We start from the raw sequence: 25,571 nt of genomic DNA on the forward strand, positions 1-25,571 counted from the left end.
GTTTGGCTTCAAAAGTGCCTTGTAGCTTATTATTTGTATTTTTAATTTTCATTTTTCTTTCCTCTTGACAGATTCCGATTTTCTCTTTATACTGAAACCAGTTTCACAAAGAGAAGGGAGATGTCATTATGAAGGCGGTAAGGCTTCATGCTAAATGGGATCCTCGATCCGATTTTAAGCTCGGTAACAAAGACATTGAAGGTAAGGTAAGCTGGTTAGGAAGCAAAGTCTGGCGATATCCCGAAGCGAAGGTAGAGGAGCTTCCAGAACCCAAGATTAAAAGACCTTCTGAAGTTCTCATTAAAGTGCGGGCTTGTGGCATATGTGGTAGCGATGTGCACATGGCACAAAGTGATGAAAATGGTTACATTCTCTATCCGGGTCTTACTGGTTTCCCAGCTGTTTTGGGGCATGAATTCTCAGGAGAAGTGGTGGAAGCAGGTCCAGAAGCTATTAACCGCAGAAATAACCAACCCTTCACCCCTGGTGAACCGGTTACAGCAGAAGAAATGCTCTGGTGTGGATACTGTCGGCACTGTGCTGATGGGTATCCCAATCATTGCGAAAACTTGCACGAGCTTGGTTTTGATGTAGATGGAGCGTTTGCAGAATACATTGTAGTGGATGCCAAGTATCTCTGGAGTTTGAGAGAGCTGGAAGGCGTTTATTCTGAGGAAAAGCTCTTTTTAGCAGGAAGCCTTGTAGAGCCGAGTTCTGTCGCTTACAACGCAGTAATTGAGAGGGGAGGAGGTATCCGACCTGGAGATAATGTGGTCGTTTTTGGGGGAGGGCCAATTGGGCTTGCTGCCTGTGCCATTCTCAAAAGAGCAGGTGGAGCCAGGGTTATTCTTTCTGAGCCTTCAGAAGTGCGACGCAAAATGGCTCAGGAACTGGGTGCTGATGTGACCATTAACCCCCTTAAAGAAGACCTGGTTGAAAAAGTTCTTGATTACACTCAGGGCATGGGAGCTAAACTCTACCTTGAAGCTACCGGCGTTCCGCAAATAATCTGGAAAGACCTTGAGGCTCTGATCTGGAAAGCAAGGGGTATTAACTCTACTGTGGCCATTGTGGCTCGTGCGGATGTCAATGTGCCTATGACGCCCGAGGTTTTCCAAGTCAAGAGAGCTCAGATTGTTGGAGCTCAGGGTCATTCCGGACACGGAACTTTTCCCCGCGTGATCTCTCTCATGGCTTCTGGCATGGACATGACCAAAATTATCTCTAAGAAAATATCCCTGGACGAAGTTCCCGAATACTTGACCCGTCTACAGACGGACAAAGAACTTGTGAAAGTTACCGCGGTGAATTCTTAAGCCGAGAAAGGAGCGTTTGAGTTATGAAGGATAAGTGGTTGACCACGGAACACCCCGCCATTGTTTTCGAAGATAACGAGGTTGGTCGCTTAAAAAAGCAAATCTGGGATGCTACTGAAGAAGAAATCGACGCTATTCTCAGGGAATACGAGATTCCTTCTCCTTCGGAATTGGGTAAGGCCGGTACCTACATCCAAAACACCCCCCGACATATAGTCATTGAGAAACGTAAAAAGAACGACATCGTTTTTGTTCCCATTGGTTGTACCGAAAACCACGGCCCTCACGCAAACAGCGGTTTGGATACTTTCATGGTAACCCAAATCCTCGAAGGTGTGCGGCGCTACACGGCCAAGCAGGGAAGAGAGGTCAGCTTGGCTTTTCCACCTCTTAACTATGGTGGTCATCCCTATCATCACCTGGGTATGCCGGGTACCATTGTTATGCCCAAGGAAGTGGTGGAAGAGACTGTTATTTACACCATGTTGGGGCTCTGGAATGACGGTTTTCGGAAGATAATTTTGGTGAATAACCATGGGCATCTCTGGATGCTGGAGTCGGCTATTCAGGAGTTCATGAAACGCTTCCAATTGCCAGGGATTTTCATGGTGCTTGACTGGCATCGTGCGGTAAGAGAGTTTTTCTATCCTGCGGGCCGTCCTGATAGCATGGAGACCAACTTTGTCCATGCTGATGAAGCGGAAACCTCCGTTGCTCTTCTTCTTTTCCCGGAAATGATTGATATGAGCGTAGTTCAGGATGCAGAAGGTGAAAGTTTCCTTCCTGAAGGTCACTTTGATAAGTCTGTTGAGCCTTTCAGAAGACCTCACCGCTGGTCAGAAGGCGAAGGCCATGCTGCCATTGAACGAGCTGCAACTCCCATAGGAGTGGTGGGCAAACCCAGCCTTGGTGATCCCCGCAAGGCTAAAAGACCCATTGCTGCTATTTTGAAGTATCTCACTTTGACTGTGGATCATATCTTGGCTGCCTTCCCGCCAGGTACCGTACCACCGGTTGAGAAGGTTACCCTGCGCACTGAAAAAGAAATGGAACCTTTCCTCAAAGAACCAGGAAGCCCTGGTTGGAAATCAGTGTATGAACTCCCCTACATCGGGGTTTTCCATAAGCTGTAAGAAGAAAAGAGCTGTTGCATTTCACTTAGTTTTTCGTAGGGGTGGAGTGTAGCAGCTCTTGATTGAATCAAAAAGGTTTTGGGGGGTGATGATGGTTTTAGCAAGTGGAGTAGAGAGGTTATTTGGCGTCATTTAAGCCTGAACAGGAAAATTTTTGAAAGGAGGTATATCGCATGCGTTTCCGTATATTGGGTATGGTCTTAACAATTGCTTTGGTAATGGTGTTTTTGTTGAGTAGCTCAGTTTTTGCTGCTGGCGAGAAGATCGTTATTGGAGTGTTAACTTCTACTTTTTCGGATAAATGGTTGAGCTATCTTCACGATGCCATGCGGCAGAAAGCGGAGGAATTGGGTGTTGAGCTGGTTATGACTGATGGTAGAGACGATGTTGCTACTCAGCTGGCAAATCTAGAAAATCTCATTGCGCGCAGAGTCGATGCGATAGTGGCTTGTATGGTTGATGTTACTGCTGCGCAACCTTTTGTTCAGCGTTGTCGAGAAGCTGGTATTCCACTGGTTGGGGTAAATAGGCCTTTTGAGGGATGCGATGTATATATAGGTGGTGATTCTTTGCAGTCTGGTGTTGTCCAAATGGAAGAAGTAGCTCGGATGCTTAATTATAGAGGCAAAATTGGTATTTTGATGGGTGTTTTAGGTCATGAAGCTCAAATTAAGAGAACCCAGGGAAACGAAATGGTTGTTGCTAAGTATCCGGATATGGAAATTGTAGTCAAAGATACCGGAAATTGGGATAGGGCTAAGGGTATGGAAATCGCAGAAAACTGGATTCAGTCTGGTATCGAACTTGATGCTATTGTTTCTAACAACGACGAAATGGCTATTGGGGCTATTCGTGCTTTGGAAGCGGCGGGTAAGCTTGATAAAGTGATTGTGGCGGGTATTGATGCTACTCCTGATGCGCTCAAATATGTTAAGGAAGGAAAGCTCAAGGTCACTGTTTTCCAGGATCCCTTTAAGCAGGGTGGAGGTGCTGTTGAAGCGGCTGTGAAGCTTGTTAGAGGAGAACCGGTAGAAAGCAAATTAATACCGTATGAATTGGTTACAGCTAAAAACGTTGACCAGTATATCAAGCTTTGGGCAGACGCAGGCTGGACCATTGAGTAAGTAGTTACCAGAGGAGCTTCCAAAAGGAAGCTCCTCTGGTTTTTGAAGGGGAGGGAATGGATTTGTCAGAATATGTTTTGGAAATGGTTAACATCTCCAAAAGTTTCCCCGGTGTTAGAGCCTTAAATAAAGTTGATTTTCGAGTAAAAAAAGGGACGATTCACGCTCTTGTAGGAGAAAATGGGGCTGGTAAGTCCACTTTGATGAAGATTCTTATTGGCATGTATCGCCCAGATGAAGGAGAAATCATATTTGATGGAAAAAAGTTTTTACACCTTGATGTTGCAGAAGCGTTAAGGTTGGGCATTTCTATGGTGCATCAGGAATTAACGCCTATACCCTACATGACTGTTGCAGAAAACATAGGCTTGGGGCGCGAACCTGGTGGGAAGATTTTTGTAAATGATAAGGAATTGAATGAGAAAGCAAAAGAGGCTTTGAAGTACCTAGGTGAAGAGATCGATCCAAAGAAAAAGATGAGAGACTTAAGCACTGCTCAAATTCAGATTGTAGAAATTGCTAAGGCGGTTTCGCGGAATGTCAGTTTGATAATAATGGATGAGCCAACTACTGCCCTCACAAAAAAAGAGGTGGAAAACCTTTTTCGGCTAATTCGGAAGTTAAAAGAGCAAGGTATCTCCTTTGTATATATTTCGCATCGTTTAGAAGAAATTTTTGAAATAGCTGATGAGGTTACCGTTTTGCGGGATGGACAACTCATAGGTACAGGGAAAATTGGTGATTTTGATAGAGAAACCCTAATTAAGATGATGGTGGGAAGAGAAATTACTCAATTTTTCCCCAAAATTCAGGTTGATATAGGAGACGCCATACTCGAAGTGAAGAATTTCTCTCTTAAGGGTAAGTTTCACGACATTAGCTTTGAGGTGCGTAGAGGAGAGATATTGGGTATTGCTGGGCTCGTTGGCTCTGGTCGGTCTGAGTTAATGCAAAGTATTTTTGGTGTTATTCCTCCAGACAGAGGAGAAGTTTACAAAAATAAACAAAGAATCAATATTCGTTCTCCAGAAGATGCTATCAGGCATGGAATCGCTTTTCTTACTGAGGATAGAAAACGCAGTGGTTTGTTTTTGCCTTTGAGTGTTCTTGATAACATGATCATGCCCAATCTTGAAAAATTTGAAAAGTGGTTTTTTGTTTCTGATCGTTTGGCTTGCGCTGTTTGCGAAAACCTTCGGAAAGAACTTGATATTAAAACACCCACTCTTTACCAAATTGTCCGGAATCTGAGTGGTGGGAACCAACAGAAGGTTGTGCTTGCTAGGTGGTTGATGCGTGATGCTGAGATTCTAATTTTGGACGAACCAACTAAAGGCATTGACGTTGGTGCTAAAGCGGAGATTCATTATCTAATGTCTCGCTTGGCGGGGCAGGGTAAAGCAATCATTATGATTTCCTCAGAAATGCCAGAAATACTGGGGATGAGCGATCGTATCTTGGTGATGCATGATGGGAGGATTACCGGCGTTCTTGACCGTAAAGAAGCAAATCAGGAAAAAGTAATGGCTCTAGCATTAAGTTAAAGGGAAAAGGAGGAATTCCAAGGTGGAAACATCAGGCAAAGAAACAATTTTGAAGAGACTTCTTCTTGGTGATTTTGGTATTATTTTAATATTTTTAGCTTTAGCAATTGTTATGTCAATTCTTACTCCAGTATTCTATACTCCCGTAAATCTTCTGAATATTTTGAGACAGGTATCAGTAATCGGTATTATTAGTTTTGGAGTTACGCTGATAATCATTGCGGGTGGAATCGATTTATCACCTGGTTCGGTAGCTGCTTTTGTTGGAGTGGTAGTGGCTGGTTTTGTTAGTAATGGCCATTCACTCCTTGTTTCTTTACTTGTTGCTTTGGCGGTAGGCGCTCTTTGTGGCCTAACTAACGGTATCTTGGTTGCTTTTACTGGTATTCCACCCTTTATTGCTACCTTGGGCATGATGAGTATTGCCAGGGCTTTAGCTTTAATCTACAGTAAAGGTAGGCCTATCACTCTTACTTCCGAGGCTGCTTCTTTTCTTGCTATTGGTTCTGGAAAATTACTGGGTATACCGATACCGGTACTTATTTTTATTTCTACTGGGGTTTTAAGCCACATAATTCTTAAAAAAACGCGATTTGGAAAGTATGTTTTTGCTGTAGGTGGAAATGAGCAGGCAGCTGTTGTATGCGGCATCAACGTGAGAAAGATAAAAATATACGTTTTTACTTTTGGTGGGATCATGACAGCTTTGGCGAGTATAGTATTGACTTCTCGGGTCAGTTCTGGCAATCCTACGGCAGCTTTAAGTTATGAGTTAGATGCTATTGCAGCTACTGTTATTGGTGGTACAAGCTTGAGTGGAGGAATAGGCAGCATTTTTGGCGCCTTTATTGGTGCGCTAATCATCGGTTCACTTAACAATGGTTTAAGCCTTTTGGGTATTTCTCCTTACTGGCAGCAGATTGCTAAAGGCGTGGCTATCATTGCTGCAGTGATTTCCGATGTTTATCGCAGTAAATCGTACCGATAGAGCTGGGTTATTTTTCGGTAAAAAACAAGAAAGGAGAGTAGACAATGACCCCGCGTGAACGAGTCGTGAAGGCTCTTTCTCATCAAGAAACTGATAAACTTCCGTTGGACATAAATCCAATTCTTAATACTGGAATTCATGTTTCAACCCTTCACAAGTTGAAGGTAGCTCTGGGCCTAATTTCAGAGAAAGAACCAGTGAAAGTTGTCGACCCCTATCAGATGTTGGGAGAAATTGATAACGAGCTAAGGAAAGCTTTGGGAATCGATACTGTTCCCCTAATGCCATATAAAAACTTTTTTGGTTTTGAAAATACTGACTGGAAACCCTGGACTTTTTTTGATGGTACACCACTTTTAGTTCCCGGCAAGTTCAACACCACTCCTGATGCCAATGGCAATATTTACCAATACCCCCTGGGCGATACCCGTTTTCCACCTTCTGCCAAAATGCCCAAAGATGGGTTTTACCATGATGCCATTATCCGTCAAAAGCCCTTTCGCGATGAAGACCTCAAAGTTGAAGATCAGATTGAGGAATATACCCTGCTTACTGATGAAGAACTAAGCTATTACGAGCAAGAATCAAAACGACTTTATGAAGAGACCGATTACGCTGTAGTTTTTGGAGGGGTTCCCGGTACTAACTTAGGGGACGTTGCTTATGTTCCTGGTCCAGCCCTTCCAGACCCCAAAGGCATCCGAGATGTAGAGGAGTGGTATGTTTCTCTTGTTATCAGAAAAGACTTTGTGCGGGAAGTGTTTGCGAGGATGACAGAAATCGGTTTGGAAAATTTAAGGCTTCTTTATCAGGCGGTGGGTGATAGAATCCAAGTCATAATGATTTCTGGTACTGATTTTGGTTCGCAAAATGGCTTGTTTATTTCAAGAGAAGCTTACCGAGAGCTCTTCAAGCCCTTCCACAAAAAGATCAACGATTGGGTTCATCAGAACACGTCCTGGAAAACCTTCATTCACACCTGTGGTGGGGTTTATGAGCTCTTACCTGATCTTCGTGAAGCAGGGTTTGACGCTTTGAACCCAGTACAAATTTCAGCTGCTGGCATGGATCCTGAAAAACTGAAAAAGGATTTTGGTGCTTATTTCACCTTTTGGGGAGGAAGCATTGATACTCAGAAAACTCTTCCTTTTGGAAGCCCCGAGGAAGTTAAAGAAGAAGTTAGGCAACTCATCAGTATTTTCCGCCCTGGTGGAGGATTTGTCTGTGCTCCGGTGCACAACATTCAGGCCAATGTGCCTGTTGAAAATGTTTTGGCTTTCTTTGAGGCTGTTAACCAATATCGTTAGGGGAGGTTTGTTAATATGACACCGAAGTTGGGTTTTAATGGCGCAACAACCATGAAAGCCAGTCTCATTGAGGATGCCGAAGTTAGTAAAAAGGCAGGTTTTGAGTACTTAGAGCTACGAGATAATAAGTTGGAGACTTTGTTGAAGGATAAAAGCTTGCCTGAAATCAGAGACATTCTTCAGCATATTGGTATTCAACCTTTAGCTATGAATTCTTTAGAGCGGGCTACTTTGCATGATCGAACCGGTTTTCAGGAAGTTAAAAACAGAGCAGAAAAGCTCTGTCAATATTCTTCTGCGCTTAACTGTCCTATTCTTATTGTTGTTCCAACGTTTTTGAATGATTTGACAGGTAAGCCAGATAGACAAACCATTAAACAAGATGCTTGTTTGGTCCTCGAAGAGCTTGAAAAGATTGCCCGTTCCCACGAAGTTAAAATTGCTTTCGAATTTTTAGGTTTTGCTAATACATCGGTGAATTCGCTTTCATTCGCTAATGAAATTGTTTCGGAACTTAATAATCCAAACATTGGACTAACTATCGATACTTTTCATTTCTTTTTGAGTGGCGAACCTCTTTCTGTTTTGGATCAAATTCCTTCTGAAAGAATTTTCTTGGTTCATATTACTGATGCTGAGAATGTTTCTAAAGAAACAATACAAGATAAGCATCGGACAGTTCCTGGAAACGGAGTTCTGCCTCTCAAGGATTTTGTTCGTAAGGTTCAGGCTATTGGTTACCAAGGAGTGTATTCTATCGAGCTTTTCAATCCTACTTACTGGGAGTGGGATCCTGAAGAGGTTGCTAAACTTTGCTATCAGAGAATGAAGATGCTTTTTGAATAAAATAATGTGAACAGGGGGAACGTGTGAATGATTAAGTTGGGACTGGTTGGTGCTGGGCGGATTGGGAGACTTCATGCGGAAAACATTGTTTATGGAATACGCGGTGCAGAACTGGTTACTGTTGCTGATACACTCCTCAATGAGGAAATGGAGCAATGGGCATACAGCCTTGGAGTACCGAAAGCAAGCAAAAGGGTGGAAGATGTTTTTTCTGACCCAGAGATTGATGCAGTCTTGATTTGTTCTCCTTCAAATACTCATGAGGACTACATTATGGAAGCAGCAAGAAATGGGAAACACATCTTTTGTGAGAAACCGATTGGCAGCAACTTGAGTAAAATTGAGAAAGCTCTGCAGGTTGTTGAGGATAACAAAGTGAAGTTGCAGATTGGTTTTGTGCGCCGTTTTGACCATAACCACAAGAAAGTCCATGATGCAGTGAAAGAAGGTAAGATAGGAGAACCCTGGTTGGTAAAAATCACTTCTCGAGATCCCCAACCTCCTTCTGTGGATTACCTCAAAACCTCTGGTGGCATATTTTTCGATATGACTATTCACGATTTTGACATGGCGAGGTATCTTTCAGGAAGTGATGTGGTGGAAGTCTCTGCTTGCGGAGCTGTCCTGGTCAATCCAGTAGTGGCTGATTTGAACGATTTTGATACTGCAATTGTTACTTTAAGATTTGAAAATGGTGCTTTGGGTGTTATTGACAACTGCCGCCAGGCGGTTTATGGCTATGACCAAAGGACCGAGGTTCATGGCTCAAAAGGTTGTGTGTGGGTGGAGAATGACCGACCCAATACTTCACTGGTCCTTACTGCTCAGGGCACTCTGGGAGAACCCTTCCTATGGTTTTTTGTGGAGCGATATAAAGAGGCTTTCATCGCAGAAATCAGAGTTTTCATCGACGCTATTGAGAAAAATTTGGACCCCCCCGTGGATGGTATGGATGGCTTTAAAGCTGTTTTAATTGCCAGAGCTGCGGATGAATCAGCTCGAGAAGGTAAACCAGTGAAAGTACCCAAAGTTTGAGCGATTATTTCTTGTAAGAACTCCTTCTGTGTCTATCTTAAGTGCCAAATTGACGAGAGCAAGCACGACCGTGTGCTTGCTATTAAGTTTAGGAGGAGATGTTCTGTGCGAGTGGCTTTATGTATCGAGACCATCTTTAGGGAATTTCCCTTTGAAGAAAGGTTTTCTTCAACAAAAGCCAGTGGATTTGATTATGTCGAATTCTGGACCTGGAGAGATAAAGATATCGAAAAGATAAAACAACTTTGTTTTGAGAATGAAGTTAAAATTGCCGCCTTCTCGGGTGATCAGGATTTTTCCTTGGTAGATGAGCACGAGCGGAAACAATACGTTGATTTTGTCAAGGAATCTATCGAGTCAGCTTTAAAGCTTGATTGCCATTGTTTGGTACTTCATTCAAACGCTTTAGATAAAAATGGTAGGGTTTTGAGATCTTACGATGAAATCGGATACGAGCAAAAAATACAGACAATGATTGACACTCTTAGGATTTTGGCGCCTTTTGCAGAGGAAGCTGGTGTTACCCTAGTTTTAGAAGCCTTAAATACTAAAGTGGATCATCCTGGCAATTTCTTGGCAACTACTGAAGACGCTATTAAGGTTATAAGATCTGTAAACTCTCCAAATGTAAAGATTTTGTACGACATTTATCATATGCAGATTATGGAGGGAAACCTTATTAACACGCTTCGAGAATACATTGATTTTATCGGTCATATTCACATTGCTGATGTTCCAGGAAGAAACGAACCAGGTACAGGAGAAATTAACTATGTTAACATCCTGCGTGCTCTTGAATCCCTGAACTATAAAGGAGCGGTTGGTTTTGAGCTTTTCCCGCTGCGTTCTTCTGAGGAAGCGGTGAGAGCCATCCAAGCACTTTTCTAAATAAAGCTGTATGTTAGAATATCAAAGAAGAGGTGTGCGTTGTGGAAAGAGAAAAGATTAAGGGGTTGTTAGAGGAAGCCTTGAGGGAAGAGCTTAGGGTGTATCCTCAGCAGTATGAGATTCCCGCTCTTTCCTGTACTGTTTTTCCCGTGAAAGGTCCTCGCAGATTTTGTTTAGGAGTTTGGCAAAGAGAAAGTACTCCTCTTTTTGAAGGACCGCTTTTCTCCTGGCAAGACCCAGAAAAAGAGCTTTTTCTGCTGGTTTACCCCTTTTCCTGGAAAAACTATCTGCTTCTTGCTCAACATCTGCCGTATTTGCGCCCTGTTCCCTTTGATAATCGTCCTTCTTTTGGCTGTGGAGATCGCTTGGGCATGGTTTCTGCAGCACATCTTAAAGCTCTGGAGAAATTCCCGGTTTTTCCGGTCGTTGCTCAACAGTCTCCCCGGGAGCTGGACAAAACCCACCGTACTTTTTCTGAGGTTCTTTTGGGGGCAGCTTGGGGTGTGCTGGAGAGCAGCTACCGGGGTCCCTTTGGTGCTGATGCTGATCACGTGAAAGATGAAAAACACCTTCTCGAAGCCAGAGACCTGGGGTATACCATGTATACCCTGGATTTGAGCGATGAAGTCGATTTTGGCGTTTTCAACCTGGATGAAAAAACGCTGCTCAAGCGCTTTGACAAATTGGGTACAAGGGCAAAGGAAATATTTAATCTGTATCGAGGAAAAGAGTGGAAGCTCTCCCCAGAAGTGATGGTAGATTTTTCCGAAGAAAAGTTGCTACCAGTTTTGTTGGCCTATCTTCCTGCAATAGACAGAGTGGAGTACTTCTATGCTCTCCTTTCAGAGAGTGTTTCGTCTTTTGATCTTGAGATCTCGCTTGACGAAGGACCCCGTGAGACTTCTCCTGAAGCTCACTTTTTTGTTGCTGAAGAACTGCACCGTCGGAAAATTGATTTCCACAGTTTGGCCCCCCGTTTCCCGGGGCGCTTTGAAAAAGGAGTGGAGTATGTTGGAGACCTTGAGGAGCTTACTCTTTCCTTCCAGACTCATGCTACCATTCAGAAAAACCTTACTGGATACCGCTTGAGCTTGCATTCAGGTAGTGATAAGTTCAGCGTTTATTCCTCCTTCTTTCGGGCAACCGGGGGTATATTTCATGTGAAGACTTCTGGTACCAGTTGGCTTTCAGCGCTGGAAACAATTATGAAAAGCGACCCCGAACTTTTTCGCTCTATTTACAGCATTGCTTACGATACGCTTGAAGAGAACCTCAAAGCGTATTCTCTCTCCCTGGACAAGGCCGATTTTCCTACTGGTCTTGAAAAGGTTGATGATAAGCATTTGCCGGCCTTTTTCTTTCAAGATAAGGTACGTCAGATGTTGCATATTGCTTATGGTCCGGTACTTGAAGCTCTCGGGGATAGGTTAAGGGAGGTACTTTTTCGGGAAGAAGAAAAACATTACCGAAAGGTTAGTGGCAACATAGAGAAACACCTGGCCGTTCTTTTTGGCGAAAGCAAATAAAAATTTTAGAGGGGGATGACAATCATGCCCAGTATTGAGGAGATGTTTTCAGTTCGGAATCGGGTTTTCCTTTTTACGGGGGGTGCAGGAATACTTGCTTCGTCACTGGCTTATGAGCTGGGAAAACTGGGGGCAAAAATCGTGCTCACTGATATTGCTCCTCTTGAAGAGAAGCTGGAAGAGTTCCGCAAGGAATCCATTGAGGTTCGGGGGTACAGGATGGATGCTCTTAACCGCGCTGAAGTAGAAGAGGTAGCAAAAAAAGTTATTGAAGAATGGGGAAGAGTTGATGCCCTCTTTAATGCAGCTGGAGGCAATATGAAAGATGCTACCACTTCTCCCGAGGTTTCCTTCTTTGACCTTCCTGTGGAGGCTTTGCAAAAGGTGGTTAATCTCAACCTTTTTGGCGGAGCTATCATCCCTTCTCAGGTTTTTGCAAAAATTATGGTTAACCAGGAAGAAGGAGGGTGCATCATCAATTTTTCTTCGATGGCAGCGCTGCGTCCGCTTACCAGAGTAGTTGGTTATTCCGCTGCCAAAGCGGCGGTGAGCAATTTCACCCAATGGTTAGCTGTTTACCTTGCCCAGAATTATACCCCTAAGGTGCGAGTTAATGCTCTGGCCCCTGGGTTTTTTGTTACCAAGCAGAACTATTACCTTCTCTACAATGAAGATGGCACCCTTACTCCCCGAGGGCAGTCAATTCTTGCCCATACACCTTGTGGAAGGTTTGGAGAACCCCAGGATCTTCTAAGTACTGTACTGTGGCTCCTTTCGCCGGCTTCGAGCTTTGTAACTGGTGTAGTGGTGCCTGTAGATGGAGGTTTCAGTGCCTTTTCGGGGGTGTAAAAAGTTGGCAGAACTTATTCTCACCGTGGACATTGGTACTTCTTCCTGTAAGGTTTGTGTGTTTAACCGTGAAGGAGAGATTCTTTTTTCTACCAAGCGTGATTATCCAACCTTTTCTCCCCAGCCCGGTTTTGCTGAGCAGAACCCGATTGAAATCTATAAAAACATCAAACAGGCCATTAGGGAGGCGGTCGATTCTTTTTCTGCTTCTTCTTTCTCTGCTCTTGGGTTTGATACCATGCTGCACAGTTCTCTTCTTGTGGATGGAGAGGGGAATCCTCTCTATCCACTTTTGAATTGGATGGATACTCGCAGCGCTCAGGAAGTGGAGGACATGCGCAATGAGTACCGCCAATATGGTTTTTACAAGCAGAGTGCTGCTCCACTGCATACCATTTTTAATCCGCCTCGGGTGAGGTGGTTCAAGAAAAACATGCCTGAGTTGTGGCGAAAGACGCAGAAGATGGTGACCATCAAAGACTGGATTCTGTGGAATATAACCGGTGTTTTAAGCTGTGATTTTTCTACTGCTTCGGCAACGGGTTTGCTGGATCTTCGAAAGGTTTCATGGTCGAAAGACATTCTCAACTGGTTACAGCTTTCTGAAGACCACCTGCCGCCCCTTTGCCCTCCAGAGAACGTTGTTCCCTTGAAGGAGGGAGATTTTTCTGCTGATACAGGTTTGATGCCAGGTCTTCCAGTTGTCTGGGGAGGAGGAGATGGTCCTTTTGCCAACCTGGGTGAGGGAGCTTTTCGAGAGAAAGAGATGGTGGTAACTGTGGGTTCTTCTGGAGCAGTTAGAATGTGCCAGCTTGCACCGGTTTTTGATCCTCAGGAGCGTGGCTGGTGCTACTATCTTGCTGACGGCGTATGGGTAGGAGGAGGGGCGATTAACAACGGTGGCATAGTTTATTCCTGGATGCGCGATCTCTTGGGTAAGGGGGCGGAGGACTTCGAACTGGATATCCACAGAGAACGACCGCTCTTTCTCCCTTTTCTAACTGGAGAGAGAAGTCCAAACTGGAAGGCTAATGCACGGGGGATTCTTTTTGGCCTCTCCTATTTTCACGATTTTGCATCCCTGATGCAGGCTGCTTTTGAGGGTGTGGCCTTCCGGGTACGCTCTATTTACGATATGCTGTGTGAAATTATGGGGAGACCTGAGCGGGTTATCTTAAGCGGTGGTTTCGCCCAGACTGAGAAGGGCAAAAGGGTTATATGCGATGTGCTGGGAAGAAAAGTGGAAGTGAGCAATCTTCCCTCGGCTTCGGCACGAGGAGCATTTTTAGTTTCTCTTAAGGCTTTGGGAGAAGTAAAGAGGCTTATGGAGATTCCAGACGCATTCTTTCCCAGGAACCCGGTTTTAGAGCCTATTGCCGAGCACGCTCTCTTCTATGACCAGCTTTACGAGCTATATTGGGAAGTTTACAGACGTAATGTCGATCTTTTTGAGCGCTTTGTAGCGCTGAAACTGGCTTGAGCAATAATTTCTCCTTTTCGTTTTCTGCAGTTCGTTTTGGCCGCTGTTTTATTGTATACTTTTGTAAGTCCTGGTTGTTAATTTTGCTCTGGAGGGTATCTGACGTGAATCAACTTTTTAAAGAAATTGCTGAACAACCTGAAGTATTCCGAAAAATTGCTGAAACCTATGCTCAGGAAGAATGGTTTTCCCGTTTTGGTGAGGGTGCGAACAAAAAGAGAAAAGTATGCATAACTGGAATGGGCAGTTCCCTTTTTGCTGCTTACCCCGCTTATCTCCATCTTCTCAATAAAGGTTTTCAGGTAAACTGGATTGATGCTTCAGAGCTTCTCCACTATGGGCTGGAAGGCCTGGATAAGAATGATTTGCTGGTTCTGATATCCCAGTCTGGTGAGTCGTACGAGGTTTTAAGGATACTCGATAGTCTTTCCACTCGACCTCTGGTGGTGAGCTTTACGGCCAACTTAGAAAGCACTCTTGCCAAAAAGAGCGATGTGGTTATTGACATTCTTAGCGGTCCTGAGCGGGCAGTAACTTCTACTAAGACCCATACAGCAACGCTACTTGTTTTTAATCTCTGGGCACTGGCTCAGGCTGGCGAGCGGGAGCGCTTTTTGCATGCCTCTATGGATATTGAGCTTATGGCTGAGGAAGCAGAGAGGGTGATTGCAACCTCTTCGGAGTGGTCGAGGAGAATCCTTCGCAATCTCGAATTCGCACGTTCAGCGGAAAACAGGTTCATCATTGCCCGAGGCCCAGCTCTCAGTTCTGCCTGGCACGGTTGTCTGTGTTTTTATGAGTGTGCCAAAGAAAGTTTTTTTGCTTTTTCGGGAGGACAGTTTCGTCACGGGCCTCTGGAACTGATTACCAGGCCTTCTCTGGCTATCGTCCTGGCTCTTCCTGGCAAGACTCAGAGTTTAATGATTGCGTTGGCTGAGGAACTTGTCAACTACAAGGCCGGGGTGTTGTTAATTGGTCAAGAAGGTATTGAGTCGCGCTTTAACCTGGAGGTACTGCCCATGCATTTTGCTGACGAGCTTTTCTCGCCAGCTCTTTCTATAATACCTCTGGAACTGCTTGCTTACTATCTGGCTGAGGATAAGGGACTGGAACCAGGCACAGCTTATCTCATAAGTAAGACCACTACTCGGGAGTGACAGGCATGGGCCGGGTTTGGGTGGTTGGAAACATCAGTCTGGACGTGATTTTGGGCGGTATCAAGGACTTTCCGGGTTGGGGAGTTGAAGTGCTGATACCCGGTTACGTGATGCGGCCGGGCGGAGCTGCTGCCAATGCTGCTTTGGCCTTGACCAGCTTGGGGGTTCCTAATTTTTTGGTGGGTGTGGTAGGTAACGATTTTGCAGGTCAGGAGCTAACCAGGAAGCTCGAAAAAGGGGGTGTAGACCTTTCCTTTTTGGATATTACCAAAGACGTAGCCACCGGCCTTTCAGTTGCCGTTACCCATGCTCTTACTCTGGAGCGTACCTTTTTGACCGACCTTGGTGCTCAGGCTTTGCTTACTCTGGACCATCTTGAAAGGGTGTTGAGCGAGGTTAGAGATGGTGATTTCTTGTTGCTCTGCGGGTATTTTCTTTCCCCTGGTATTCGCAAAGGTGAGGATTTGGTGAAGCTTCTCGAAGCTTTCCGCAAAAAAGGAGTCAAACTTCTGCTGGATACGGGTTGGCCGACTGAAGGCTTTACTGAAGAGGTGAAAAAGGAAGTATTGCACCTTCTTTCCGTTTTTGATTATTTTCTACCCAATCAGACTGAACTACAGGCCCTGATTGGGGAGAATCTATACAGGATTTTTGAAACTTTTCCAGGTACCCTGGTTGTAAAGAGGGGGAAAGAAGGGTCTCAGGCTGTAAACGCTTCAGGGAGTATTTTTCAGGAAGCTTCTCTCTTTGAAGCCAAAGACACTATTGGTGCAGGAGATTATTTTAATGCCGGCTTTCTGTTTGCCTTGCTTTCTGGTAAAAAACTTGATGAAGCCCTGCGGGTTGGAAACCTGGTTGCCGGCTATAATATAGCGACGGATTCTGCTCGGGAAGAGCTTCTCACTCGAGAAAAGCTTGAGGAAATGCTTCACTCAAAGTAAAGGGTAAGATTGGTGGCGATGGGAGTTAGAAGCTATTTTCGTACCGAGTTTAACGAGCTTTTTTTGCTTTTTTTAAGCACCGTCAAGTGGTTGGCTTTGGCTTGTATTGCTGGTTTGGTTGCTGGATGTGGAGCTTTTTTATTTCTTAAAGCTCTTAAATTCAGTGCCGCCTGGGTAGCTGGGTTGTTTCCTGCTGCTTTTCTGCTTGCGCCCTTGGGTTTACTTTTGAGCAAGCTTTTGGTGCACTTTTTTTCTCCGGAAGCCAGAGGGCACGGTACGGAAAGAGTTATCGAAGCAATACACCAGCGCTACGGGAAAATAGACTTTAGGGTTTTCCCAGTGAAAACTCTGGCTACCCTCTGTACTTTGAGCTTTGGGGGCTCAGCAGGTAAAGAGGGGCCGATAGCTCAGATTGGTGCTTCGCTGGTTTCTATGCTGGGTCACTTATTTCGCCTTTCTTTGCAGGATTTAAGAAGATTTGTTATGTGTGGACTTTCTGCAGGTTTTGCTGCTGTTTTTGGTACGCCGGTTACTGGAGCCATCTTTGGTATTGAGGTTCTTTATGTTGGTCAAATGGAGTATGGTTCTTTAATGTCTTCAACCATAGCTTCTTTTATCTCAGTTTACGTGGTTGAGGTTTTGGGGGTCAGACAGGTTTATTTTCCCTCCCTGGGTGCACATCCATTAAGCTTTCAGGTTATGCTCTGGGCGGTGGCTTTTGGGGTGGTCGTTGCTCTGGTAGCCCGTCTCTTTATTAATCTCACTTACTGGACGGAGCGTTTTGGTGATTTGCTGGGTCGAAAGCTGGCTTTTTGGGTACCTCCCCTACTTGGTGGTGTGGCGTTGATTGGTGCCGCTTTACTGGGTTACAAAGAGGCACTGGGAGTGGGGATGGAAGTCATCGAAAAAACGGTGCAGGGTAACACCTTTCCTGGTGAGCTCTGGTTTGTTAAGATAGTACTGGTTGCTTTGACTCTGGGTATGGGAGGGTCTGGAGGGGTGGTAACTCCCATGTTTTTCATTGGCAGCATACTGGGTATGAGCTTTGCCAGGCTTTTCTCGCTAAACACCGCTTTCTGGTCGCAAATTGGTCTTGCTGCATTTCTGGGTGCCTGTGCCAACACACCAATTGCAGCGACGATTATGGCGGCAGAACTGTTTGGTTTTGACCGAGCGGTGGTTGCGCTTTTATCGGTGGTTGTAGCTTATAAGCTTCTTGGTCATCGTTCTATCTATCCTTCGCAGTTGCTGTTTATGTCCAAGTCGCTGAGTATTGATGTACCTCTTGGTCGAGCAGTTGGTGAACTTCAACAAAAAACTGTTGGTCGTGGTGGTTATTAACTGGTTTGTTTTGATGGTTGTGGTATGTAACAAGGTAAAGGAAGGAGGGACTTTCTATTATCGAGCAACCTCGTCTTTCTCGCTTGCGTGTGGTTCATTTCTTGTTTAAAGGGGAAGATTTCAGTAGTAGCAGGGAAAGTGGATTTGATGTTTTGCCCGAATTTTCTCTGTTACCTACTGAAGAGGGGTTAAAGGGTGTTTTAAGATTGCACATGAATTTCAGGGAAAGGCGAGAAAACCATTTTCCCTATGAAATTACTCTTATTGCAGAAGCTGTTTTTGCTGGCCAGGGTATGAGCTCTGAAGAATTTGCCAGCTATTGCCGCACTCAGGGCACTGCCAGGGTGCTTCCTTCTCTGCGTAAACTGGTAATGGATTTTTTGAGCAAGGTGGATATTAACTGATGTTTTTACCGGGCTATCCCTATTTTAAAAACTTTAAGCGTTTTAGAGAAATTGTGAGGGTTTTTTCCAAATACGGTTTTTCCTATCTTTTTAGCAGGATTCGTTTCCTGGAACGCATTGGAGTACGTTTTCTAAAAAAAGAAATTGTTGAGAATCCTCCCTGGGTTAACTTGAGATTGGCCTTTGAAGAGCTGGGCACCACCTTTATTAAGGCTGGCCAGATACTTAGCTCCCGGGTAGATCTTCTTCCTCCGGAATACTGTCAGGAACTTAAAAAACTTCAGGATGAGGCACCTGCTGTTTCTTTCGAAGAGGTTCGTAGGGTCGTGGAAGAGGAGCTGGGTACTTCCCTTGAGAATGTTTTTTGGGAATTTGACCCCCGTCCTCTGGCATCTGCCTCCATAGCTCAAGTGCATAGGGCGGTATTAAAGAAAAGCGGGGAGAAAGTAGCTGTGAAGGTCCAGAAGCCTGGGGTCAGGGAAATGGTGGTGGCAGACCTTGAGATTTTGAGTTACCTGGCTCGTTTTGGGGAACGCCTGCATGGTATGGCGGATTCCATCACCTTTTCTGAGTTAGTTGCTGAGTTCCGCAAAGGATTGTTGAGAGAAATTGATTTCACTTTCGAGGCCGTTAATGCTCGTAAGATGCGAGATAACTTTCTGGATTTTGAAGGTGTTTACATCCCCCGTGTTTTTTCTGAACTTACCACTTCCCGGGTGATGGTTATGGAACTTATTGAAGGAGTGCCACTTTCTAAGATGCTGAAAGAAGGGGCTCTGGACACCGAAACTGCTAAGATGCTTGCTGAAATAGGAGCCAGAGCTATTTTTAAGATGATTTTCGAGGATGGTTTTTTTCATGGTGACCCACATCCGGGAAACCTGATGTTTCGAGGAGAAACCCGGGAACTGGTTTATCTGGATTTTGGGATGGTCGGTGCCATAGATAGAGAAACTCGCAGAAATATAGTATTGCTGCTCCAGGCGGCGCTTGAAAAGAATGCTGCACGCATGATTCACTTGCTTGAAGAAGAATTTATGGAAGGTCCGATTGATTCTTCCCTCTCTTTGCGCTTTGAGTTAAATGAGATTCTGGAGCATTATGTTGCTTCGAACCTGCGAGAAATAAATCTTAAATTTCTTTTCTTTGATTTTTTTCATCTGCTTCGCAAATACCAACTTCGCTTTCCAACCAGTCTGGTTTCTTTATTGAGGGCGCTTGTGGTGGCTGAGGGGACGGGAAGGGAATTAGATCCTGAGTTTTCCCTAGCTCCTTATCTTTCGGAATATCTTAGAAAGCTTTTGGTCCGTTGGTTCAGTCCAGAACGCATCAAACAGGATTTGCTTGATTATTTGCTGGAATGGGAGGGTTTGCTCAGGAATTTCCCAGAAAACACACGGGAAATTTTTTCGCAACTTTCTTCAGGGAAGTTTACCCTACGCCTTAAAAGCAAGGAAATTGAAGAGATCAATCGCCGCTTGGAAGCAGTAAGTACACGTCTTTCTTTAAGTATTGTCCTTGGTTCTCTCTTGATAGGTTCTTCGTTAGTTTATATTAATTTTCCTGGCATACGTTTTTTAAGTGTCTTGGGTATTCTTGGTTATGCGGTAGCTGCCTTTTTGGGCATTTTTTTGATCTTTGAAATGTTACGCCATCACTAACTATTCCAATTTCACTGCTGTGCCGTAAGCGATGATTTCTGCAGCACCGCTCATGACCATGCTGGTTGAAAAGCGCACTCCCAAGACGGCATCAGCACCTAAAGCATGAGCCTCTTCAAGCATTCTTTCTATGGCTAACTGCCTGGCCTTATTCATCATTTCGGTATATTCTTTGATTTCACCGCCCACCAAGGTACGCAAGGCTGCCATAATATCTTTACCCAACCATCTGGCTCGGATGGTACTTCCCTGTACAATACCCAGTACTTCCCTTATTTTCTTATTGGGCACTTCGGAAAGGGTTGAGACAATCATTTTTGAAACGTCTCCTTTCTTGACTTTCCGTTCAGAAAGATGAATTTTGCAATATATTTGTTTGTAAGATTAGGGAAGAACGATTAGTTTGGTGATTTCTTCGATAGAAGTTTCTTCTTTTTTAAAGTCACCAACTTTTTCACCGTGGCTCAATACCACGATTCGGTCAGCTACTGGGTAAACGTGATAGAGGTTATGCGATATAAAAATGCTCGATATTCCCTGATTTTTTAGCTCTTTTATGAATTCCAGAACCCTTTGTGATTCTTTTACCGATAGATTATTGGTAGGTTCATCCAGTATAACCAGTTTGGACTTGAAGTACATGGCTCTCGCAATTGCGACACCTTGTCGTTGGCCTCCCGAGAGTTCTTCAACCAGGGCATGGGGTGAGCGCAATCGGAGGTCTACACCCTCTAAAGCTCGCATGGACTCTCGTTCCATAAAAGGAATGTCCAGTAACCTTACCGTGCCCAGTTTATATTTTATCGGTTCTCTCCCCATAAATATGTTTCTCATTACGCTCATTTTAGGCACCATTGCTGCTTCCTGATAAATGGTTTCTATGCCCAGGGCGCGGGCCTCACGAGGAGAAGTAAAATGGCATTCTTTGCCCTCAAAGAAAATTTTGCCTTCGTCTGGAGGGAAAAAACCGGAAAGGATTTTAATCAGAGTTGATTTACCAGCACCATTATCTCCAAGCAGACCGACTATTTCCCTGTAACCAACGTGGAAGTCTACTCCTTTTAAAGCACAGACTCCACCAAACCACTTATGGATGTTTATCATTTCTACCAGGTGGTTATTGCTTTGCATTTGCTAACACCTCATCTTTTTTGCTCGCTCACGCACAAAGGTATTTAGTATAACTGCCAGTATTGTGGCCAGCCCTATGAAGACCCGGAACCAGTAACTTGGAGCTCGGGCCATTATCAAGCCGTTGTCAATTATTCGAATTAAGAAAGAGCCAATGACGGTTCCGATAACTGTACCTACACCACCGCTTAGTGCTGTTCCTCCGATGACGGTGGCTGCAATTGCTTCCATTTCCAGACCATTGCCCATTGAAGGTAGTGTGGTTTCTAAGCGAAACGATTGAACTATGCCAGCAAATCCAGCCAGAAAAGAGCAAAGCATAAAGTTTGATAACTTGACCCATTCGGTATTGATACCCATGGCTCTGGCAGCGGTTCGGTTGCCACCTGTGGCAAACATCCAATTTCCAAAATCACTCCTTTCAAGCACGATCCAGAGTAATACGACTACCAACAGATACCAGAAGATTGAGGCTCTGAAAATACTCATTTTCCCAACCAGAAAGGCTGTGGAAAGCTGGCTTGGAAAAGGAGGGGGCCATCCTCCACTGATAAGCAAAACCGCCCCCCGCCAGATGAGCATTGCACCGAGAGTAGTTATGAAGGAAGGGATTCCAAAGGTTAGGGTTACTAAACCGTTGATTGCGCCAAGAGCAACAGCAACCAGCAAGGCTCCCGCGAAAGCCAGGGCAGGAGGTAATCCCCAATTAATAAATAAAACCAACATGATTGGGCAGAAAGCAAAAACTGAGCCTACTGATAGGTCGAATTCTCCAGAAATCATCAGCATGGTTACTCCGAGTGCCACAATGCCAAGCTCGGGAATGATCTCCAGGATTACACTTATGTTTTCGCGGCTTAAAAAGAGAGGTGCAAGGCTAAAAAAGACCAGAATAACTGCCGCCAACATAATCAGGCTGCTTATTTCTCTGAGAAGCAGGATGCGCTTTAGAGAGGTTAAAAAACCACTGCCCATTTTGCAGACGCTCCTTTTCTATGGCTTCTATTTTTATATGAAAAGCTCCCCAGAGAAGCGATCGCTTCTCTGGGGAGCTTGTTTTTAGCGCACTCTTTGTTTGGATAGTTCGATGACCTTGTCCACGTTGGATGCGTCAACTACTGCATTGCCAGTGTTTACGTCCCAGGCGCTCAGGGCAAACTCCTTCATGAGGTAGAGTTGAACTATGGGTAGGTAGCCCTGTAGGTAGGGTTGCTGGTCGATGGTTAGCTTGATATATCCTGACTTAATTTCTTCGAGTACTTCGGGTACCAGGTCAAAACCACCAATCAACAGCTCGCCAGGCTTATAACCCAAATTGCGGGCAGCCTTGGCGGCAGGAGCGTGGTTGTACTCTACGCATATTACCCCTTTGGTTTCAGGATGAGACTGCAGATAAGCTTGAATTCTGGATTGAGCAACATCCATCTGCATGGTGGTGTCAAGACGCTCATAAGTATAACCAACTTCGTCAAAGTACTGCGTAATGCCTTTGGCTCTTTGCTCGGCCCATACCAGACCAGGACCACCTATACTGATAAGGAAGTGAAATTTTTGGTCTTTGGGCAAGTCTTCGGTTAATTTTTGCGCCAGGAAATATCCTGCTTGTACCAGGTCCTGACCAATGTAAGATAGTCTTGCGTTTCCTTTGGCTCCTTCGGGGTCATCAGTATTAGAACAGATTACTGGTATGCCCATATCTATTGCCTGTTGGATTACTTCATCAAACATGGTTGGATGAGGAATGGTGGTGATAATGCCGTCAGGCTTTTCAGCCAGTGCAGCTTTAAACTGGCTGAGCTGAGTAGCCAAATCTCCTTCAGTTTTGGGTCTTACAAATACAAAATCTACGTTAAGGAGCTTGGCAGCATCACTTGCTCCTCTGTACACAGCCGCCCAGAAAGGATTCTCTTCTCCGGCGTGTGAAATGAAAGTAAAACGATATTTTGCTGCATAGGAAACACCACTTATCAGCAAAGTTGTTACCACAACAACCATTACCAGAAAAAACAAGGATTTTCTCATGTTCTCTCCTCCTTTTGTTCGTTAAATGAAACCTTAGAAAAGGATTTGGTTGAGGAAGCTATAGCTCAGTTTTCACCTCCTTTCCTTTCTAAGAGAAGCCTGATGCTGAAACACCCTGCCTGTATATGTTATTATAACTTTACTTTTTCGTTTGTATACATAAGATGCAGTATGAAATTTAGTTTTTTGAATTTTGTCGAAATTAAAAAACGTTTTGTACATGATTTGTGGCTTTATGCCGAGGTTTGGGGGTTGCCAGAATTTGGTTACGCTCTTGCGAGAAACCAAAAATTACAAACTTTACCGCTTACAAGCCGTTGAGGTTCCTGCTTTGCTTTTGGAGCCCAGCGCCCCACCTCCTTATCCGGCTATTTTGTTCCTTCATTATTATCGAGGAAGTAAGGATAATCTCCGTGTGCTCGCCAATGAGATTGGCAAAGCGGGGTTCCTGGCTCTGGCAATCGATATGGAATATCATGGCGATAGAGCGCGGGAAGGAAAAGATGTTTTTTCTCCTGATATCCATGATGATCGACTGGCTTTTGAGAGAACCGTACAGGATGGGCTGCGAGCTCTTTACTTTTTGGAAAACCATCCTTACGTGAAGAAGGACCAACTTTTTCTCTGGGGAGTCAGCCTGGGTAGTATAATAGGCACTTTAATAGCTGGTAGGCATCAGCAGCTCAGGGGGGTTTTCCTGGTGGTTGGTGGAGGGAACCTTTCCAGACTACTCAAAGAAAGTATGCTGGATTCTCTGGTTGAGCTTCGCTACCATCTCTTGAAGCGGGGGATAGCTGTTCCTGAAGCGCTTAAAGGCTGGGAAGCTCTGGATCCCCTTTATCACGTTGGTTCTTTAGACTGGAGTACACCTCTTTTTATGTACAATGGAACGAAGGATGACATCGTGCCACCTCTTTGTACGCTGGAACTTTTTGAGACTGTTTCTTCTTTTAAAAAAATTCGCTGGTTTCCAACCGGTCACGGTCTACTTTTTGAGCGTAGCTTTGGTGTGCCTCAATTAGTGCTTGAAGAAATGAAGTCGTTGCTTTAGCAGGAGTAGGACTTGAAAAAAGCCCATAAAAACACCTATGGGAGGGTTGCCCTGTGGGGCAGGCAACCCTCCCATAGGTGCAAGGAGGGGATTTTCGCTATTCGAATTTTTCAACTGAGCATTAAGCATTATATTTATGATTTTAAAATTGTCAAGAGCAGTTGCAAAAAATTTTTGAAAATTTTTTAGAAACTCTTCCGCGGCTTTTGTCAGGCGCTTTTGCGGGAAAAAACCATGTGCGTTCGCAGTTTCACTCCCCGATGATTTTCACCAGCACCCTTTTTCTGCGCCTGCCATCAAATTCTCCGTAGAAAACCTGTTCCCAGGGACCGAGGTCTAATTTGCCATCAGTCACTGCTATAACCACCTCTCGGCCCATTATGGTTCTTTTGAGGTGTGCGTCTGCGTTATCTTCGCCTACATTGTGTTTGTACTGGTGATAGGGCTTTTCCGGAGCTAATTTTTCGAGCCAACGTTCAAAATCTTCATGTAGGCCTTCTTCGTCGTCATTTATAAAGACGCTGGCTGTAATGTGCATAGCGTTGCACAGTAAAAGCCCATCCTGAATGCCACTTTCGCGTACACACTCTTCAAGTAAGGGAGTAATGTTTATAAACTCCCTGCGTTTCTGAGTACAAAACCACAATTCTTTCCGATAGCTCCTCACGGCTTAGCCTCCGTTTTTTGCTAAAAGTATACCAGAAGCAATTGGGTCTTGAATAAAAGACCCTCACCCTTAGGGGATTTTGGGCTAAAAATTATTACAAAAGTGAAGTGGCTGAGTTGACGGGAGCAATGGACTGGTCTTAAATTATGTTGAATATACTATAACGAAAGGAGGGGTTTTTGAATGGTCAGGGTTTTACTTATGGTCTACAGCTGGCTGCTTTTGATAATGGGAATTATGGGTGTTATTCCCGGCATTAACCTGGGTACGGAACCTGCCTGGCATGCGCTTTTGAAAATCATTTTGGGGATACTGGGCATCTGGGCAAGTATGGGCAAAAAGCAGGCAACTTGAGAAGGTTCGTGCTTGCAGGCGTATTGACCACTGAAACGGGTTAACCCGTTTCAGTGGTCACCAGATACTTTATACTGGAGTCGCCAGTTTCACTTCCAGAAAATGGTAATGTTCTTCCTGTTTGATTTCTCCAAATTCAAACTCCAGGGGTTCTCGATAGAGAGGACCATCGATTACTAAAGTATGAAATTCCCCGCTTTCAGCGCAAGGATCAACGCCTCTTTTATTGAGTTCTTCTATAAGTGCCAGAGTGTACGGTTTTCCCAGAAAATCGGGGGTCAGAAAACGGTCGTTCACTACTATTATGTGGGCTTTAAAGCCCTCTTTGACTATCATTCTGGCGATTTCCTGGTGATCCTTCTTCCAGAGTGGAAGAAAAGGCTCTATGCCTTCGCTGTAACAGACTCTTTCCACCCATTCCCGGTGTTCTTCGAGGTCTATATCACCGAACACACCGTGGGTTATTCCCTTCTGGCGCAGTTCTCTTAACACCTGGCGATAGTTCTCTTCATAGTTTTCCCAGGAGGTCCCCCTTTGGATCAATTGCAAATTCATCTTTTCCGCCTGTTTTTGAATTACCGAAGCGGGGAGATGATGGGAGCGGGAAACTTCACCGTTTTGGTGGGTCATGTTCAGGAGATATTCCACCTTGAAGCCAGCTTTCTGGGCCAGAAAGATACTCAGATGACAATCTTTTCCACCGCTGAAGGAAGCAAATGCTCGTCCTGGCAAATTAATTCCTCCTTTGCTGTAGTGGCCAAGATTTTGTGAATAAGACTGGAATTTCCTGGTTAAATTTTACGGGG

General features: G+C 44.6%; 25 protein-coding genes. 19 read left to right on the plus strand and 6 right to left on the minus strand.

Annotation, left to right across the window (positions count from 1 at the left end):
• Nucleotides 1–128: 128 nt before the first annotated feature.
• The 17 genes from iolM to QBE54_RS02425 all read left to right on the plus strand — a co-directional run bounded on the left by iolM (nt 129) and on the right by QBE54_RS02425 (nt 19,540).
• The gene (gene iolM / locus QBE54_RS02345; protein WP_369018755.1) at nt 129–1,316 is read left to right on the plus strand and encodes a scyllo-inosose 3-dehydrogenase; all 1,188 of its coding nucleotides are present in this window, start codon (nt 129–131) and stop codon (nt 1,314–1,316) included.
• A 23-nt stretch (nt 1,317–1,339) separates the two neighbouring features.
• On the plus strand, nt 1,340–2,449 hold the full coding sequence (gene iolN, locus QBE54_RS02350; RefSeq protein ID WP_369018756.1) for a 3-dehydro-scyllo-inosose hydrolase: 1,110 nt from the start codon (nt 1,340–1,342) through the stop codon (nt 2,447–2,449).
• A gap of 173 nt (nt 2,450–2,622) precedes the next feature.
• Nucleotides 2,623–3,573 (plus strand): sugar ABC transporter substrate-binding protein, encoded by a 951-nt coding sequence (locus QBE54_RS02355; protein ID WP_369018757.1) that lies wholly within the window; start codon nt 2,623–2,625, stop codon nt 3,571–3,573.
• A 62-nt stretch (nt 3,574–3,635) separates the two neighbouring features.
• Nucleotides 3,636–5,117, plus strand: a complete 1,482-nt coding sequence (locus tag QBE54_RS02360; protein WP_369018758.1) for a sugar ABC transporter ATP-binding protein — start codon at nt 3,636–3,638, stop codon at nt 5,115–5,117.
• Between the two features lie 22 nt (nt 5,118–5,139).
• The gene (locus tag QBE54_RS02365) at nt 5,140–6,105 is read left to right on the plus strand and encodes an ABC transporter permease (protein WP_369018759.1); all 966 of its coding nucleotides are present in this window, start codon (nt 5,140–5,142) and stop codon (nt 6,103–6,105) included.
• Between the two features lie 44 nt (nt 6,106–6,149).
• A complete protein-coding gene (locus QBE54_RS02370; protein WP_369018760.1) occupies nt 6,150–7,412 on the plus strand; it encodes a uroporphyrinogen decarboxylase family protein in 1,263 nt (420 codons plus the stop codon).
• Nucleotides 7,413–7,427: 15 nt separating this feature from the next.
• A complete protein-coding gene (locus tag QBE54_RS02375) occupies nt 7,428–8,258 on the plus strand; it encodes a sugar phosphate isomerase/epimerase family protein (RefSeq protein ID WP_369018761.1) in 831 nt (276 codons plus the stop codon).
• Between the two features lie 27 nt (nt 8,259–8,285).
• Entirely contained in the window at nt 8,286–9,293 is a 1,008-nt protein-coding gene (iolG, locus tag QBE54_RS02380) for an inositol 2-dehydrogenase (protein WP_369018762.1), read from the plus strand.
• Between the two features lie 105 nt (nt 9,294–9,398).
• Nucleotides 9,399–10,181, plus strand: coding sequence for a hydroxypyruvate isomerase family protein (locus tag QBE54_RS02385; RefSeq protein ID WP_369018763.1), 783 nt, complete (start codon nt 9,399–9,401; stop codon nt 10,179–10,181).
• Nucleotides 10,182–10,222: 41 nt separating this feature from the next.
• Nucleotides 10,223–11,707 carry a tagaturonate epimerase family protein gene (locus QBE54_RS02390; protein WP_369018764.1) on the plus strand — a complete coding sequence of 495 codons (1,485 nt, stop codon included), beginning with the start codon at nt 10,223–10,225 and terminating at the stop codon, nt 11,705–11,707.
• A 24-nt stretch (nt 11,708–11,731) separates the two neighbouring features.
• Nucleotides 11,732–12,556: an SDR family oxidoreductase gene (locus QBE54_RS02395; protein WP_369018765.1), complete on the plus strand. Its 825-nt coding sequence runs from the start codon at nt 11,732–11,734 to the stop codon at nt 12,554–12,556.
• A 4-nt stretch (nt 12,557–12,560) separates the two neighbouring features.
• The gene (locus QBE54_RS02400; protein WP_369018766.1) at nt 12,561–14,036 is read left to right on the plus strand and encodes a gluconokinase; all 1,476 of its coding nucleotides are present in this window, start codon (nt 12,561–12,563) and stop codon (nt 14,034–14,036) included.
• A gap of 104 nt (nt 14,037–14,140) precedes the next feature.
• Nucleotides 14,141–15,193 (plus strand): SIS domain-containing protein, encoded by a 1,053-nt coding sequence (locus tag QBE54_RS02405; protein WP_369018767.1) that lies wholly within the window; start codon nt 14,141–14,143, stop codon nt 15,191–15,193.
• Nucleotides 15,194–15,198: 5 nt separating this feature from the next.
• A complete protein-coding gene (locus QBE54_RS02410) occupies nt 15,199–16,134 on the plus strand; it encodes a carbohydrate kinase family protein (protein ID WP_369018768.1) in 936 nt (311 codons plus the stop codon).
• Between the two features lie 18 nt (nt 16,135–16,152).
• Entirely contained in the window at nt 16,153–17,475 is a 1,323-nt protein-coding gene (locus QBE54_RS02415) for a chloride channel protein (RefSeq protein ID WP_369019378.1), read from the plus strand.
• Between the two features lie 101 nt (nt 17,476–17,576).
• Entirely contained in the window at nt 17,577–17,879 is a 303-nt protein-coding gene (locus QBE54_RS02420) for a hypothetical protein (protein ID WP_369018769.1), read from the plus strand.
• Nucleotides 17,879–19,540 carry an ABC1 kinase family protein gene (locus QBE54_RS02425; RefSeq protein WP_369018770.1) on the plus strand — a complete coding sequence of 554 codons (1,662 nt, stop codon included), beginning with the start codon at nt 17,879–17,881 and terminating at the stop codon, nt 19,538–19,540. Before QBE54_RS02420 ends, QBE54_RS02425 begins: the two co-directional genes overlap by 1 nt.
• On the opposite strand, the gene QBE54_RS02430 is transcribed toward QBE54_RS02425, so the two are convergent.
• The 4 genes from QBE54_RS02430 to QBE54_RS02445 all read right to left on the minus strand — a co-directional run bounded on the left by QBE54_RS02430 (nt 19,541) and on the right by QBE54_RS02445 (nt 22,693).
• On the minus strand, nt 19,541–19,855 hold the full coding sequence (locus QBE54_RS02430) for a YbjQ family protein (protein ID WP_369018771.1): 315 nt from the start codon (nt 19,853–19,855) through the stop codon (nt 19,541–19,543).
• A 69-nt stretch (nt 19,856–19,924) separates the two neighbouring features.
• A complete protein-coding gene (locus tag QBE54_RS02435; protein WP_369018772.1) occupies nt 19,925–20,671 on the minus strand; it encodes an ATP-binding cassette domain-containing protein in 747 nt (248 codons plus the stop codon).
• A 3-nt stretch (nt 20,672–20,674) separates the two neighbouring features.
• Nucleotides 20,675–21,646, minus strand: coding sequence for an ABC transporter permease (locus tag QBE54_RS02440; RefSeq protein ID WP_369018773.1), 972 nt, complete (start codon nt 21,644–21,646; stop codon nt 20,675–20,677).
• An 84-nt stretch (nt 21,647–21,730) separates the two neighbouring features.
• Nucleotides 21,731–22,693, minus strand: coding sequence for a sugar ABC transporter substrate-binding protein (locus QBE54_RS02445; protein ID WP_369018774.1), 963 nt, complete (start codon nt 22,691–22,693; stop codon nt 21,731–21,733).
• Between the two features lie 193 nt (nt 22,694–22,886).
• Between QBE54_RS02445 and QBE54_RS02450 the strand changes: the two genes are divergently transcribed.
• Complete coding sequence (locus QBE54_RS02450; RefSeq protein ID WP_369018775.1) at nt 22,887–23,744, plus strand: alpha/beta hydrolase; 858 nt, start codon at nt 22,887–22,889, stop codon at nt 23,742–23,744.
• A 250-nt stretch (nt 23,745–23,994) separates the two neighbouring features.
• Here the strand turns inward: QBE54_RS02450 and QBE54_RS02455 are convergent, their stop codons facing one another.
• The gene (locus tag QBE54_RS02455) at nt 23,995–24,411 is read right to left on the minus strand and encodes a secondary thiamine-phosphate synthase enzyme YjbQ (RefSeq protein WP_369018776.1); all 417 of its coding nucleotides are present in this window, start codon (nt 24,409–24,411) and stop codon (nt 23,995–23,997) included.
• 183 nt (nt 24,412–24,594) lie between these two features.
• Here QBE54_RS02455 and QBE54_RS02460 point away from each other — a divergent pair, with 183 nt between their 5' ends.
• Entirely contained in the window at nt 24,595–24,765 is a 171-nt protein-coding gene (locus QBE54_RS02460; RefSeq protein ID WP_369018777.1) for a hypothetical protein, read from the plus strand.
• A gap of 69 nt (nt 24,766–24,834) precedes the next feature.
• On the opposite strand, the gene QBE54_RS02465 is transcribed toward QBE54_RS02460, so the two are convergent.
• Nucleotides 24,835–25,497, minus strand: coding sequence for a diphthine--ammonia ligase (locus QBE54_RS02465; RefSeq protein WP_369018778.1), 663 nt, complete (start codon nt 25,495–25,497; stop codon nt 24,835–24,837).
• Nucleotides 25,498–25,571: the final 74 nt, after the last annotated feature.

The organism is Thermatribacter velox, from assembly GCF_038396615.1.
GTDB lineage: Bacteria > Atribacterota > Atribacteria > Atribacterales > Thermatribacteraceae > Thermatribacter > Thermatribacter velox.

Excerpts from the sequence above, each read along its gene's own strand:
- iolM (WP_369018755.1), top strand. The coding sequence starts at position 129 with ATGAAGGCGGTAAGGCTTCATGCTAAATGGGATCCTCGATCCGATTTT.
- iolN (WP_369018756.1), top strand. The coding sequence starts at position 1,340 with ATGAAGGATAAGTGGTTGACCACGGAACACCCCGCCATTGTTTTCGAA.
- QBE54_RS02355 (WP_369018757.1), top strand. The coding sequence starts at position 2,623 with ATGCGTTTCCGTATATTGGGTATGGTCTTAACAATTGCTTTGGTAATG.
- QBE54_RS02370 (WP_369018760.1), top strand. The coding sequence starts at position 6,150 with ATGACCCCGCGTGAACGAGTCGTGAAGGCTCTTTCTCATCAAGAAACT.
- QBE54_RS02375 (WP_369018761.1), top strand. The coding sequence starts at position 7,428 with ATGACACCGAAGTTGGGTTTTAATGGCGCAACAACCATGAAAGCCAGT.
- iolG (WP_369018762.1), top strand. The coding sequence starts at position 8,286 with ATGATTAAGTTGGGACTGGTTGGTGCTGGGCGGATTGGGAGACTTCAT.
- QBE54_RS02395 (WP_369018765.1), top strand. The coding sequence starts at position 11,732 with ATGCCCAGTATTGAGGAGATGTTTTCAGTTCGGAATCGGGTTTTCCTT.
- QBE54_RS02410 (WP_369018768.1), top strand. The coding sequence starts at position 15,199 with ATGGGCCGGGTTTGGGTGGTTGGAAACATCAGTCTGGACGTGATTTTG.
- QBE54_RS02415 (WP_369019378.1), top strand. The coding sequence starts at position 16,153 with ATGGGAGTTAGAAGCTATTTTCGTACCGAGTTTAACGAGCTTTTTTTG.
- QBE54_RS02425 (WP_369018770.1), top strand. The coding sequence starts at position 17,879 with ATGTTTTTACCGGGCTATCCCTATTTTAAAAACTTTAAGCGTTTTAGA.
- QBE54_RS02430 (WP_369018771.1), bottom strand. The coding sequence starts at position 19,855 with ATGATTGTCTCAACCCTTTCCGAAGTGCCCAATAAGAAAATAAGGGAA.
- QBE54_RS02435 (WP_369018772.1), bottom strand. The coding sequence starts at position 20,671 with ATGCAAAGCAATAACCACCTGGTAGAAATGATAAACATCCATAAGTGG.
- QBE54_RS02440 (WP_369018773.1), bottom strand. The coding sequence starts at position 21,646 with ATGGGCAGTGGTTTTTTAACCTCTCTAAAGCGCATCCTGCTTCTCAGA.
- QBE54_RS02445 (WP_369018774.1), bottom strand. The coding sequence starts at position 22,693 with ATGAGAAAATCCTTGTTTTTTCTGGTAATGGTTGTTGTGGTAACAACT.
- QBE54_RS02460 (WP_369018777.1), top strand. The coding sequence starts at position 24,595 with ATGGTCAGGGTTTTACTTATGGTCTACAGCTGGCTGCTTTTGATAATG.